The organism is Vibrio sp. OPT18, from assembly GCF_015163615.1.
GTDB lineage: Bacteria > Pseudomonadota > Gammaproteobacteria > Enterobacterales > Vibrionaceae > Vibrio > Vibrio coralliirubri.
Map to the genome: position 1 here is coordinate 353970 of NZ_JADDYK010000060.1, position 14160 is coordinate 368129.

Annotated in this window: 11 protein-coding genes and 4 tRNA genes; 1 reads left to right on the top strand and 14 read right to left on the bottom strand. The window is 45.3% G+C overall.

The genetic code is table 11. The features are described from left to right. Positions 1–51 precede the first annotated feature (51 nt). From IQQ51_RS16575 to pncC, 9 genes are all read right to left on the bottom strand, one after another. Positions 52–128, bottom strand: a tRNA-Arg gene (locus tag IQQ51_RS16575). A gap of 89 nt (positions 129–217) precedes the next feature. After that, a tRNA-Ser gene (locus tag IQQ51_RS16580) sits at positions 218–310 on the bottom strand. 44 nt (positions 311–354) lie between these two features. Next, positions 355–431, bottom strand: a tRNA-Arg gene (locus IQQ51_RS16585). A 43-nt stretch (positions 432–474) separates the two neighbouring features. After that, a tRNA-Ser gene (locus tag IQQ51_RS16590) sits at positions 475–567 on the bottom strand. 474 nt (positions 568–1041) lie between these two features. Beyond that, positions 1042–1239, bottom strand: a complete 198-nt coding sequence (gene csrA / locus IQQ51_RS16595; protein WP_004415691.1) for a carbon storage regulator CsrA — start codon at positions 1237–1239, stop codon at positions 1042–1044. Between the two features lie 92 nt (positions 1240–1331). Then, positions 1332–2513: an aspartate kinase gene (locus tag IQQ51_RS16600; protein ID WP_193841633.1), complete on the bottom strand. Its 1182-nt coding sequence runs from the start codon at positions 2511–2513 to the stop codon at positions 1332–1334. A 220-nt stretch (positions 2514–2733) separates the two neighbouring features. After that, the gene (gene alaS, locus IQQ51_RS16605; protein WP_193841611.1) at positions 2734–5325 is read right to left on the bottom strand and encodes an alanine--tRNA ligase; all 2592 of its coding nucleotides are present in this window, start codon (positions 5323–5325) and stop codon (positions 2734–2736) included. Positions 5326–5657: 332 nt separating this feature from the next. Further along, entirely contained in the window at positions 5658–6698 is a 1041-nt protein-coding gene (gene recA / locus IQQ51_RS16610; protein WP_017056586.1) for a recombinase RecA, read from the bottom strand. A gap of 139 nt (positions 6699–6837) precedes the next feature. Beyond that, entirely contained in the window at positions 6838–7332 is a 495-nt protein-coding gene (gene pncC / locus IQQ51_RS16615) for a nicotinamide-nucleotide amidase (RefSeq protein ID WP_193841634.1), read from the bottom strand. A gap of 124 nt (positions 7333–7456) precedes the next feature. Here pncC and mutS point away from each other — a divergent pair, with 124 nt between their 5' ends. Next, a complete protein-coding gene (gene mutS, locus IQQ51_RS16620; protein ID WP_193841612.1) occupies positions 7457–10018 on the top strand; it encodes a DNA mismatch repair protein MutS in 2562 nt (853 codons plus the stop codon). 139 nt (positions 10019–10157) lie between these two features. On the opposite strand, the gene rpoS is transcribed toward mutS, so the two are convergent. From rpoS to truD, 5 genes are all read right to left on the bottom strand, one after another. Continuing rightward, the gene (gene rpoS / locus IQQ51_RS16625; RefSeq protein ID WP_017059027.1) at positions 10158–11138 is read right to left on the bottom strand and encodes an RNA polymerase sigma factor RpoS; all 981 of its coding nucleotides are present in this window, start codon (positions 11136–11138) and stop codon (positions 10158–10160) included. A 98-nt stretch (positions 11139–11236) separates the two neighbouring features. After that, positions 11237–12151 (bottom strand): murein hydrolase activator NlpD, encoded by a 915-nt coding sequence (gene nlpD, locus IQQ51_RS16630; protein WP_193841613.1) that lies wholly within the window; start codon positions 12149–12151, stop codon positions 11237–11239. Positions 12152–12185: 34 nt separating this feature from the next. Beyond that, the gene (locus IQQ51_RS16635) at positions 12186–12812 is read right to left on the bottom strand and encodes a protein-L-isoaspartate(D-aspartate) O-methyltransferase (RefSeq protein ID WP_059022030.1); all 627 of its coding nucleotides are present in this window, start codon (positions 12810–12812) and stop codon (positions 12186–12188) included. Then, the gene (gene surE, locus IQQ51_RS16640; protein WP_193841614.1) at positions 12809–13555 is read right to left on the bottom strand and encodes a 5'/3'-nucleotidase SurE; all 747 of its coding nucleotides are present in this window, start codon (positions 13553–13555) and stop codon (positions 12809–12811) included. Before surE ends, IQQ51_RS16635 begins: the two co-directional genes overlap by 4 nt. 81 nt (positions 13556–13636) lie before the next feature. After that, positions 13637–14160, bottom strand: a 524-nt coding sequence (truD, locus tag IQQ51_RS27250) for a tRNA pseudouridine(13) synthase TruD (protein ID WP_228012928.1), incomplete at its 5' end; no start/stop codon positions are given.

A 14160-nucleotide genomic window follows, 5' to 3' on the forward strand; every position in this document is an offset into this window, starting at 1 on the left:
CTTAGTCAATACAAGGACTTTCATTCTTAAAAGAAATAAACCCTTAAATAGTGGCGCGTCCTGGAGGATTCGAACCTCCGACCGCCTGGTTCGTAGCCAGGTACTCTATCCAGCTGAGCTAAGGACGCACGGTGTTCATTCATTAAGAATGAAGTTGTGAAATATATCACATTCTTCTTGCTACGAAGAAAAAAAAAGGCCATCGGCCTGTAATGAATGGCGGTGAGGGAGGGATTCGAACCCTCGATGCAGCTACAAACCACATACTCCCTTAGCAGGGGAGCGCCTTCGGCCACTCGGCCACCTCACCTAATTCATTATTCTCAAATCACTTACAAGTAAGAGAAGAGAGAATGGCGCGTCCTGGAGGATTCGAACCTCCGACCGCCTGGTTCGTAGCCAGGTACTCTATCCAGCTGAGCTAAGGACGCACATTTACATTGTCTAAATTGCTAACTTTAGACTCGCAAGAAATGGCGGTGAGGGAGGGATTCGAACCCTCGATGCAGCTACAAACCACATACTCCCTTAGCAGGGGAGCGCCTTCGGCCTCTCGGCCACCTCACCGTCTTGCGGAGGCACATATTACGTTTTACCGAAAATATGTCAAACACTTTATTGAAAAAAATTGGACAAAAACACTCAACCGTTTGCTATTTAATCAAAGCGCTTGCAAATTGAACTTATAAGATTCAAATCGCGCTTTTTCCCTTAAAAATTAAGGTGAAAGATTGGCAATAATAAACAGCCGAAAACAATTATCTAATTTCTCCAGCAGCAAGTGCTACCGATGATGGCACAATACTACGGGATGCGTATTTGCGCCATAGGGGAAGCGAATAAATCTTGAGTTTTGCCAAACAAAATACAGAGCAACCATTCTGTTCAACCTTGTCTGTATCTCACAACATCACAAAGCATTCACTTCACCACTTTGAGACTGAACCGTTATCCAACTCATCTATGTCCCAATGAGTGTTTCGATTCCCCAAGATCAAAAAAGGCTAGCAACAATGCTAGCCTCTTCTCTACGCAAAAGTATTAGTAGTTGCCAGATGCAACGTTACCATTACCTTTTTCAGCTTGAATGCGCATGTAGATCTCTTCACGGTGAACAGATACTTCTTTAGGTGCGTTAACACCGATACGTACTTGGTTACCTTTAACGCCTAGTACAGTAACTGTTACTTCATCACCAATCATCAGTGTTTCGCCAACGCGGCGAGTCAAAATTAGCATTCTTTGCTCCTTGAGTAATCTCTAAATTTATCTAGCTACGAGAGCATTATCCAACAAAAGTTATATTTTCGTAAACTATCGATTGAGTTTATTTAACCAAAATGCACTTCTTTTTTAGGATAACCCTGTGTTTCACGCGCTACGATGTATGCATTGTGTAATATGTTAGCAGCCATATCGACTTGCGTTGGTGATATCACCAAAGTTAAAGACTGCTGCTGCAATAAGTGATGCTGTACATCAATTTCGCCTTCAGACAACAATCCATGTGAACTGACCACAATTTCTTGTGTTCGGCTTCCTACCACAGTTAACAAACTAACCTGTTCACTATTACGGATTTTCTCAGCAAAAACTAGTTTTAATTTGGCACTTATGTCTTGTTTAATAATGAGTGCTGCCCGTTCTGTTTCCTCGATCACACTACAGACTTCGATACCCAACAGTTGGCAATGTGAAATGAAAGACGGTAAATCTTCATTCAAACACTCGATACGTACCATATCTCTTTGGATGGCGATGCCAGCAATGTCATTCAAACACTGATTACCCGCGATCAATGTGCCCTCGCCTTGTTCAAAGCTTGAAAGCACTCGCAATGGCACGTTGTGCTGCCATGCATACTGAACACAAGGAAGGTGCAATACCTTAGCCCCTCGGCGAGCCATCTCTTCCATAGAAGGAAAGTCTAAGGTATCTAATTTCTGAGATTGCTTTACGACTCTAGGGTCACAAGAGTAAACACCATCTACATCAGTATAGATCTGGCATTCTTTCGCCTTTAAGGCCCCCGCAAGCGCTACCGCTGTAGTATCTGAACCACCGCGACCTAATGTTGTGATATCGCCTTTCGCATTGAATCCTTGAAAGCCTGCAACAATGACAATCTGGTTGTCATCTAGTAGAGCTTGAATCGGAGCAGTATCAATACGCTCAATCGCTGCATTATTATGATTAGAATCCGTGTGTATCTTGGCTTGGTAGCCAGTCATCGATGTCGCTTCATAACCTAACTTGTGTAACGTCATTGCTAACAAGGCCATGGAAACTTGCTCGCCAGCCGTTAACAACACATCCAGTTCTCTAGCGTTTGGTACGCTATCAACTTGCGTGGCTAAGTTAACTAACCGATTTGTTTCACCAGACATAGCAGAAACGACAACCACAATCTGGTTCCCTTCATTTTTCGCTTCAATGATTTTTTCTGCTACATGATGGATTCTTTCAATTGAACCCACCGACGTTCCACCAAATTTCTGCACGATAAGAGGCATTTTCACCCGTCCTCACCTTCCCAAGACCAATGTCTATATATGACAAAAAAACACATACTCCGCGTCAGGGCGAAGCAATAAAAAATTAACCAAGGAGTCTAACGCCACCATTAGACTTCTTGGTTAATCTCAATCAAACCTTGTTTAAACACACTTCCAATAAGCAAAATAAAAGATGCCCAATCAACTGATTGGGCATCTTTGTATCAATTACTTAAGCTTAAAGACGTTCTTCTAGCCAAGTACGCACCGATTTAAGCGCTTCTGGCAGTGCTTCAACGTCTGTACCGCCCGCTTGAGCCATATCTGGACGACCGCCGCCTTTACCGCCAACTTGCTCAGCAACCATCTTAACGAGATCACCCGCTTTAACTTTGCCGATTAGGTCTTTGGTTACACCAGCAATCAAGCCAACTTTACCGTCTGCTACGTTTGCGATCAGGATGATACCGCTACCTACTTGGTTTTTAGCGTTATCAACCATAGTACGTAGGTTCTTGTTGTCTGCGCCTTCAATTGCAGCAACCAAAACTTTAGTACCAGAGATGTCTTCTACTTTGCCCATGATGTTTGCGCTTTCTGCAGCAGCCATCTTTTCTTTAAGCAGTTGAATTTCTTTCTCTAGCGATTTCGCTTTCTTAGCTGATTCAGCAAGTTTCTCTTCGTAAGCGTTAGCCTGAGCTTCTACTGCATCTAGAGCAGCTTCACCCGTTACTGCTTCAATACGACGAATACCCGCGGCAATACCACCTTCAGAAGTGATCTTGAATAGGCCGATATCACCCGTGTTGCTTGCGTGGATACCGCCACAAAGTTCAGTAGAGAAGTCGCCCATAGATAGAACGCGAACTTCATCATCGTACTTCTCGCCAAACAGTGCCATTGCACCTTTTTCTTTCGCTGACTCGATGTCCATGATGTTGGTTTCAATCACGTGGTTCTTACGAACTTGTGCGTTAACCAAACGCTCTACTTCTTTAATCTGTGCCGGTGTTACCGCTTCAAGGTTAGAGAAGTCAAAACGTAGGTTGTCTGGCTTAACTAAAGAACCTTTCTGAGCAACGTGCTCACCTAGCACTTCGCGCAGTGCAGAGTGAAGTAAGTGAGTTGCAGAGTGGTTTAGTGAGATAGCAGCACGACGCTCAGCGTCAACGGTTGCTTCTACTTTATCGCCCTGAGCAAATACACCTTCTACTAGCTCACCGTGGTGCGCAAATGCGTTACCTAGCTTTTGAGTATCTTGTACTTTGAAAAGACCCGACGCTGTTTTTAGTGTACCAGCATCACCACATTGACCGCCTGACTCAGCGTAGAATGGTGTCTCTTCAAGGATGATGATTGCTTTGTCGCCAGCCGATAGTGAAGATACTTCTTCGCCGTCAACGAATAGCGCAGAGATTTCACCAGCACCTTCAGTTGCTGTGTAACCACAGAACTCAGTGTTGGTGTCTACTTTGATTGTCGCGTTGTAATCAGTGCCGAATTGGCCAGCTTCACGTGCACGCTTACGCTGCGCTTCCATCGCCTTCTCAAAGCCTTCTTCATCGATAGTAAAGTCGCGTTCACGAGCTACATCGTTAGTAAGGTCAGCTGGGAAGCCGTATGTATCGTAAAGTTTGAAAACTGTTTCGCCGTCAAGCTCTTTGCCTTCAAGTGCATCTAGTGCATCTAGTGCATCATTAAGAATAACCATGCCGCGCTCTAGAGTACGACCAAAGTTCTCTTCTTCAATGCGAAGTACTTTTTCAACAAGTTCTTGTTGTTTCTTAAGCTCTTCAGCTGCAGAACCCATCACTTCAGCCAGTACACCCACAAGTTTGTGGAAGAACACGCCTTGTGCACCAATCTTGTTACCGTGACGAACTGCACGACGAATAATACGACGTAGAACGTAGCCACGACCTTCGTTTGAAGGCATAACGCCGTCAGCGATTAGGAATGAACAAGAACGGATGTGGTCAGCAATAACGCGCAGCGATTGGTTAGATAGGTCGTCGTGACCAACCACTTCTGCTGTCGCTTTGATTAGCTTTTGGAATACATCAATTTCGTAGTTAGAGTGAACGCCCTGCATAATTGCAGAAATACGCTCAATACCCATACCTGTATCTACAGCAGGCTTAGGTAGCGGTTCCATTGTGCCGTCAGCGTGACGGTTGAACTGCATGAATACGTTGTTCCAGATCTCGATGAAACGGTCACCATCTTCTTCAGGTGTGCCAGGACGGCCGCCCCAGATGTGCTCACCGTGATCGTAGAAGATTTCAGTACATGGACCACAAGGACCTGTGTCACCCATCGTCCAGAAGTTATCAGACTCGAACTGTTTACCGCCTTCTTTGTCGCCAATGCGAACGATACGGTCAGCAGGAACACCTACTTTTTTGTTCCAGATATCGAATGCTTCATCATCTGTCTCGTATACCGTTACCAGTAGACGATCTTTTGGCAGTTGAAGAGTTTCTGTCAGGAATTCCCAAGCAAAACCAATCGCTTCTTCTTTGAAGTAGTCGCCAAAGCTGAAGTTGCCTAGCATTTCGAAGAACGTGTGGTGACGAGCCGTGAAACCTACGTTTTCAAGGTCATTGTGTTTACCACCCGCACGTACACAACGCTGAGCCGTAGTTGCTCGAGTGTAGGCACGCTTTTCGGCGCCTAAGAAGCAATCTTTGAATTGGTTCATACCTGCGTTAGTGAATAGCAGGGTTGGATCGTTATGTGGAACTAACGATGAACTGTCTACGATTTGGTGTTCTTTGCTCTCAAAGAACTTAAGGAACGCGTTGCGAACCTCATCAGTGCTCATGTACATGCAGCTCTTCCTGAAAATAGTCGAGTTAGAATTTTGCCGTATTGTAGATCATGGTTAAGGCTTCGACTAGTTTTCTTGTAGAAAAGACACCCTTGGGCAGGATTTTAGTTGGAATTCGATAAAATGAAGAATATTCCACTATATCTAGCCGTGGAAAAGCAGAACTAAATTGACGACCTAGTACCGAAGAAACTCAGTCAACGAAAGAGAGTTGACCAAAGACATGCTCGACGGAGCTGATCCAATAAAAAAGCCCCGCATAAAATATGCAAGGCTTTAAATTCTTTCAAAGCGGATGCTTCTTTCAAACATCCACTCTATAAAACGTGAGCTTATAGCTCTTCGTTTTCTTCTTCTTTCTCTACGTCTTTCTCTTCAAGAACAGCAGGAGTCAGTAGTAGCTCACGAAGTTTAGTATCGATCTCTAGAGCAACTTCTGGGTTTTCACGTAGGTATTTACCAGCGTTAGCTTTACCTTGGCCGATCTTATCGCCTTTGTAGCTGTACCAAGCGCCTGCTTTTTCTACTAGCTTATTCTTAACACCTAAGTCGATAAGCTCACCTTCGCGGTTGAAGCCTTTACCGTAAAGGATTTGAGTCTCAGCTTGTTTGAATGGTGCAGCAATCTTGTTCTTAACGACCTTGATACGAGTTTCGTTACCAACAACTTCATCACCATCTTTAATCGCACCAGTACGGCGAATATCAAGACGAACAGATGCGTAGAACTTAAGTGCGTTACCACCTGTTGTTGTTTCTGGGTTACCGAACATCACACCAATTTTCATACGAATTTGGTTAATGAAGATAGCCATACAGTTAGACTGCTTAAGGTTACCCGTCAGCTTACGCATAGCTTGAGAAAGCATACGAGCTTGAAGACCCATGTGGCTGTCGCCCATTTCGCCTTCAATTTCTGCTTTTGGTGTTAGTGCTGCTACTGAGTCAATAACAAGAACGTCGATTGCACCTGAACGAGCCAGTGCATCACAGATTTCAAGCGCTTGCTCACCCGTATCTGGTTGAGAAACAAGAAGTGCATCGATATCAACACCCAACTTTTGAGCGTAGATAGGGTCTAGTGCGTGCTCCGCATCAACGAATGCACACGTCTTACCCACTTTCTGTGCTGCAGCAATAAGCTCAAGCGTTAGCGTTGTTTTACCTGATGATTCTGGACCGTAAACTTCTACGATACGTCCCATCGGTAAGCCACCAGCACCTAGTGCGATATCTAGAGATAGAGAACCTGTAGAAATAGTTTCTACGTCCATTGTGCGGTTATCACCAAGACGCATGATAGAACCTTTACCAAATTGCTTTTCAATCTGACCAAGGGCTGCGGCTAACGCTTTTTGTTTATTCTCGTCCATTTCTATCTCCACATAATCGGTTGTCTCAACAAGCGATCTAGAATCTATTTCTAACCCACATAGGGGTGACTAATTGACTTTTATTATACTGTTGATTCATACAGTGTCTATACCTGTATGAAAATAATTTGTACAAATGTTACTTACCTTCCATTGATAGGTAATCATAAATAACTTGCAGGGCATGGTGCGTGGCTTGTTGGCGTACTTGTGATCTGTCGCCTGTAAATACATGCGTTTCTACTTTATCCCAGCCATTTAGCGCTTCCCACGCGAAGCACACCGTACCAACAGGCTTATCTTCGGTCGCGCCACCTGGGCCAGCAATACCACTGATCGATACAGAGATAGTCCCGTTTGAATATTGCAATGCCCCGCTCGCCATTTCTATTACGACAGGCTCACTCACTGCGCCAAACTCAATTAAGGTTTTAAGTTGTACACCGATCATCTCTTGTTTGGCTTCATTGCTGTACGTAACAAAAGCGCGATCAAACCACCCAGAGCTGCCCGCAATATCGGTGACTGCACTCGCGACACCTCCGCCAGTGCAAGATTCAGCCGTCACTAACACGTGTTTGTGTTTAGCGAGTAAATGTCCAAGCTGTTCACTAAGGTCTTGAGTCATCTGCATCATCAGCTTCCCTTTATTTACTATCATATCATTTGGATTCGCATCTTTTCGCATCAGCCGCTTTTCGCACGAAACGCTTTCACGTATCCTAAGCCGCAATAGAAATAAACGAAAGAAGTTAACTGTGAAAGCCGATCAAAAACATACTCCCATGATGCAGCAGTACCTAAAACTGAAAGCAGAAAACCCAGAAATTCTGCTGTTCTACCGCATGGGCGATTTCTACGAGCTTTTCTACGATGATGCTAAAAAAGCTTCTCAACTCCTCGATATTTCACTGACTAAACGCGGTTCATCAAACGGTGAGCCTATTCCTATGGCGGGTGTTCCTTACCATGCCGTTGAAGGGTACCTTGCAAAGTTAGTGCAACTTGGTGAATCCGTAGCAATTTGTGAACAGATTGGTAATCCAGCAACTTCAAAAGGCCCTGTTGAGCGTGCTGTTGTACGTATCGTTACACCCGGTACCGTGACCGATGAGGCATTGCTTTCTGAGCGCGTTGATAACCTGATTGCGGCCATTTACCATCACAACGGTAAGTTTGGTTACGCGACACTGGATATTACCTCCGGTCGATTCCAACTCTGCGAGCCAGAAACCGAAGAAGCAATGGCCGCAGAACTGCAGAGAACCTCGCCGCGTGAGCTACTGTTCCCTGAAGATTTCGAACCTGTCAATCTAATGGCAAGCCGTAATGGCAACCGCCGCCGCCCTGTATGGGAATTTGAATTAGACACCGCTAAGCAGCAATTGAATAAGCAGTTTGGTACTCGCGATCTGGTTGGCTTTGGCGTAGAAAGCGCGAAACTGGGTCTATGTGCGGCTGGTTGTTTGATCCAATACGTGAAAGATACCCAACGTACTGCGCTTCCACATATCCGTTCACTGACGATGGATAAACAAGATCACTCGGTGATCCTTGATGCTGCGACTCGACGCAACCTAGAGATCACGCAAAATCTTGGTGGTGGTACTGATAACACCCTTGCCGAAGTACTTGATCACACTGCGACAGCAATGGGCAGCCGTATGCTTAAGCGCTGGTTACATCAACCAATGCGCAATATCTCGGCACTCGATCAGCGCTTAGATGCGATTGGTGAGATGAAAGATTTGGCTCTATTCACAGAGCTACAGCCAACCTTAAAGCAGATTGGTGATATCGAACGTATTCTCGCTCGATTAGCACTTCGCTCTGCTCGCCCTCGCGATATGGCGCGTCTTCGCCAAGCAATGGAATATTTGCCAGAGCTTGCTGAAACACTGACGCAGCTGAAGCACCCGTACCTAACTCAACTTGCTCAATATGCTTCTCCTGTGAATGAGGTTTCTGAACTGCTTGAGCGTGCAATCAAAGAGAACCCACCGGTGGTTATCCGTGACGGTGGTGTGATTGCAGAAGGCTACAATGCCGAGTTAGACGAATGGCGCGACCTTGCAGCAGGCGCAACCGAATTTCTTGATAAGCTTGAGCAAGAAGAGCGTGAGCGCCATGGCATCGACACGCTTAAAGTTGGCTACAACAACGTACATGGTTTCTTCATTCAGGTAAGCCGTGGCCAAAGCCATCTTGTGCCGCCACACTATGTTCGCCGTCAAACGTTGAAAAATGCAGAGCGTTACATCATTCCTGAGCTAAAAGAGCACGAAGACAAAGTGCTTAACTCTAAGTCGAAAGCACTCGCTATCGAGAAACAGCTGTGGGAAGAGTTGTTTGACTTACTACTGCCGTATCTAGAGCGCCTGCAAAATATCGCCTCTTCAGTATCTCAGCTTGATGTTCTACAGAACTTGGCTGAGCGTGCAGATACCCTTGATTACTGTCGTCCAACCATGACAGAGTCTGCTGGCGTACAAATTCAGGCCGGTCGTCACCCTGTTGTTGAACAAGTGATGGACGAACCTTTCATTGCTAACCCTATCGACCTGAATGATCAACGTAAGATGCTGATCATCACAGGTCCAAACATGGGTGGTAAATCGACCTACATGCGCCAAACGGCACTCATCGCATTGATGGCTCATATCGGTTGTTATGTACCTGCAGAAAGCGCAACCATCGGCTCTATCGACCGTATCTTTACGCGTATTGGCGCATCCGATGATTTGGCTTCAGGTCGTTCCACCTTCATGGTTGAGATGACAGAAACCGCAAATATCCTGCACAACGCGACACCAAATAGCCTAGTGCTAATGGATGAAATCGGTCGTGGTACCAGTACTTACGATGGCTTATCTCTGGCTTGGGCAAGTGCGGAATGGCTAGCTAATCAAATCAATGCGATGACACTGTTTGCAACGCACTACTTTGAGCTAACTGAATTGCCTAACCAACTTCCAACACTGGCTAACGTACACCTAGATGCGGTTGAGCATGGTGACAGCATTGCCTTTATGCACGCAGTTCAAGAAGGTGCAGCTAGTAAATCTTACGGTCTAGCAGTTGCAGGTTTAGCTGGCGTACCGAAAGCGGTGATCAAGAATGCTCGTGCGAAGCTGACTCAACTAGAAGCGTTAAGTATGGAGTCGCCAACATCGAAGCCAAGCGGTGTCGATATCGCAAACCAGCTGAGCCTTATCCCAGAGTCGAGTGAAGTAGAGCAAGCGCTAGCGAATGTTGATCCTGATGATCTAACTCCTCGCCAAGCATTAGAAGAACTTTACCGCTTGAAGAAGCTGCTTTAGTTTCTTACCGAGTAGCTTGTTATTGCCGTTTGTGATTTTGATTAGACGGCATGAAATACCAAAGCCACAAACAAAAAAACGCTGACTTAAAGTCAGCGTTTTTATTTGTCTTCTATTTAGAGAAGTATCATCCGTTCAATTAGTCGTTTTCTACGTTGAACAGGTTTTCCATATTCAGACCTTGCTTGATAAGAATCTCACGTAGGCGGCGAAGACCTTCAACTTGGATTTGACGAACACGTTCACGAGTCAGGCTGATTTCGCGGCCTACTTCTTCTAATGTTGACGGTTCATAACCCAGTAGTCCAAATCGACGTGCAAGCACCTCTTTCTGCTTAGGATTCAGCTCATCAAGCCAGAAAATCAACGAGTTCTTGATATCGCTATCTTGAGTTGAAACCTCAGGATCTGAATTGTTGATGTCTGGAATGATATCCAACAGCGCTTTCTCACCGTCACCACCAATTGGCGTATCAACAGAGCTCACTCGTTCGTTTAGACGAAGCATCTTGCTCACATCACCAACCGGCTTATCTAGCTTAGAAGCAATTTCTTCTGCCGTTGGTTCATGGTCAAGCTTTTGTGATAGCTCTCTTGCAGTACGTAGGTAGATGTTCAGCTCTTTCACAACATGGATTGGCAAACGGATAGTGCGAGTCTGATTCATTAACGCACGTTCAATGGTTTGACGAATCCACCATGTCGCGTAGGTTGAGAAGCGGAAGCCACGCTCTGGATCAAACTTCTCTACGGCGCGAATTAAACCTAGGTTGCCTTCTTCGATTAGATCGAGAAGTGCAAGGCCGCGGTTGCTATAACGACGTGAAATTTTTACCACCAAACGCAGGTTACTTTCGATCATGCGTTTACGTGCTGCTTCATCACCGCGTAGAGCTCGACGTGCGTATAGCACTTCTTCTTCAGCGGTTAGTAGTGGTGAGAAACCGATTTCGCCTAAGTAGAGTTGAGTGGCATCTAAACTTTTAGACGTGACTTCAACTTCTTCTTTCGCTTCGGTTTTCTTAGTGACTGTTCGTTTTGCTTTTCCAAGAGCTTCCGGTTCCGTGGTTGCTTGGTCAAGATCGAACTCTTCTTTGGTTACTGCATTGCTTATACTCATAACGCCTCCCCCTGGCGAAATTAGCATGACATTACAACTTCATATGTCGCTAAATGACTATGTCACTCCATACAATACGTAATTTTTGCATATTGTATTTAAGGTAAATATCGTTTTGGATTAACGGATTTACCTTGGTAACGAATCTCAAAGTGCAGCCTAACACTGCTGGCTCCAGAGCTTCCCATTGTTGCAATCTTCTGCCCTGGTTTCACACTTTGCCCTTCAGATACTAATAGTCGGTCGTTGTGCGCGTATGCACTTAAGTAATTATCATTGTGCTTCACAATCACTAGATTGCCGTAGCCTCGTAGTGCATTACCCGAATAAACAACCGTTCCCCCTGCAGTAGATACTATTGGCTGACCTCGCTGTCCTGCTATGTCTATGCCTTTATTTCCTTGTTCGCCTACAGAGAAATTCTTGATTACTCTCCCTTTAGTTGGCCATAACCATTTGGATATTTTATCACTTGTTGGTTTGGTGGACGGTGTAACATTCTGTTTACCTTTAGAACCAACATACTCCTTTGATTTGGATTGTTCAACCTTCTTTGGTGGATCTTTTTTCACCACTTTGGTGGTAGTTTGAGCTGGAGCTGGTTTAGAGTTTTTGCTCTTTTGTGGTGTGGTTTTCGGTTTACTTGCCGCAGATGACGTTGTGGATGCAGCGACAGGCGCAGCAACTGCTGCTACCGCTACCGTTGATTTACCATACGCTGGCGCGTTGTAGCTAGGACGCCATAACTTAAGCTTCTGCCCCGGGTGGATAGTGTAAGGAGCAGACAACTTGTTATAACCGATAAGATCTTTAACGTCTTTATTGGTGACATAGGCGATGAAGTAAAGGGTGTCGCCTTTTTTAACTTCATAGTAACTGCCACGGTAACTACCACGATCAATCGATGAGTAATTCTTGTTTAGGCTTGAAACGGGCGCAGGCGAATTCGCTGCACACCCAACAAGGGCACAGCTAAGCAGTAAAGTACTTCCTTTTAACAACTTCGAACGCATCGACTCTCTATCCACCTACACCATTAGTCTTTTATTAAGCTAGCTCACCAGGAACAAGAGGTACAAATCTCACCATCTCGATAACACTCGATAAAAACTCATCGCCGTGTCGAACGATCTTCAATAGTTGCTGTTCGTCATCACCGACTGGAATCAGTAAACGACCGCCATCTTTCAGCTGTTGCAGAAGCGCTTGAGGAATCGACTCTGCAGCGGCGGTGACAATAATCGCATCAAAAGGGGCTTTTGAAGACCAACCTTGCCAACCATCACCGTGCTTAGTTGAGATATTGTAGAAATCGAGTTGCTTCAACCTACGCTTGGCATCCCATTGTAGCGACTTTATTCTTTCAACCGAATAAACATGATCAACAAGTTGAGCCAATACCGCAGTTTGGTAACCAGAACCGGTTCCGATCTCCAAAACACGGCTGTCTTGTTGTAATTCAAGTAGCTCTGTCATTTTAGCAACAATGTATGGCTGGGAGATTGTCTGCCCCTGACCGATAGGCAGCGCGTTATTATCATAGGCTTGGTGATACATCGCCTGTGATAAAAAGCTCTCTCTCGGCAGTTGGTAGATCGCATCAAGAACCTTTTGATCCTGAATACCATTATCAATCAGAAAAGTAATTAAACGCTCAGCTTGCGGATTACTCACTTACTTCTCCCTAACCATGTTGCCATCGCGCCCAACGACTCATGCGCCGTTAGATCAACTTGTAACGGTGTTACCGACACAAAGCCATGCTCAATCGCGTAAAAATCGGTACCTTCACCGGCATCTTGCTCTTTGCCCGGAGGACCGAGCCAATAGATATCGTGACCACGTGGGTCTTTTTGCTTGATCATATCTTCAGCGTGATGACGAGCACCTAGGCGTGTCACCTGACTACCTGACAGCTGTTCTAAAGCTAAATCAGGAACGTTCACGTTCAACAAGCGATTGGTCGGGATTGGGGTTGCTAAATGTTGTTCGACAATACGACGAGCAATCGCTGCCGCTGTCTTAAAATGTTTTTTTCCCACCAGAGAAAACGCTACCGATTGAACACCTAGAAAATGCCCTTCCATTGCTGCTGCCACCGTGCCGGAATAAAGCACGTCATCACCAAGGTTAGCACCGTGATTAATGCCCGTTAATACCAGATCAGGCATGTCATTCTTTAGCAGTTCGTTTAACGCAAAATGCACACAGTCGGTCGGTGTTCCTTGTACCGAATAGGTATTTTCAGCAATCTCTTGAACACGCAGAGGCTGTTCTAAAGTTAATGAATTTGACGCACCCGAGCGATTACGGTCAGGGGCAACAATGATAACTTCAGCAAGATCACGTAGCTCATTTGCCAGCTCATGAATACCTTGAGCGTGCACACCATCATCATTGCTGAGTAAAATCTTCATCTTGTATCCTTTCTTTTGTTCCCATGCTAAGCCAAGTCACTTAAATTCCAATATCAAGTGACCCAGCTCCAAGCAGAATCGTTATTGCTCGTAGGTTCTTTCTACGTGTACTTCTTCAACCAACTCACGAACGATAGCAGTTGCGAAACAACCTGCGTCTAGAGAGAACTTAAGAGTGACATTATCTTCATTCACTTCCCAAGTTAGATCGGTTGGTTTTAACGATGCTTCACGACGGTCATGGCGCATGCGGTTACCGCGAATCAGCGCCATTAGGTCAGGTTCAGAATCAACATGTTTTTGCTCTAACGCTTGAGACTCATCAGTCGTTGGCAAAGCATTATCGCCAGCCAAAGCAACAGTAACCAATGCAGATCCATTCGCGATGTCTTGGTTTACTGCTTCGATATTGTCCGCAGTTACCGTTAGTTGAGCGCCGTCTTTCATGACAATATCGCCAACTAATGCTGATGCAAATGCATCTTGCTCAATACGGTCTGACAGGATCAGGTTGTAAATCCACGAGCGAGCCGCAGAAAGGTACAAGCTGCGCTTATTTTGGTTGCGAGTACGAACGTTATCACGGCCCCAACGACGAGCTTCAG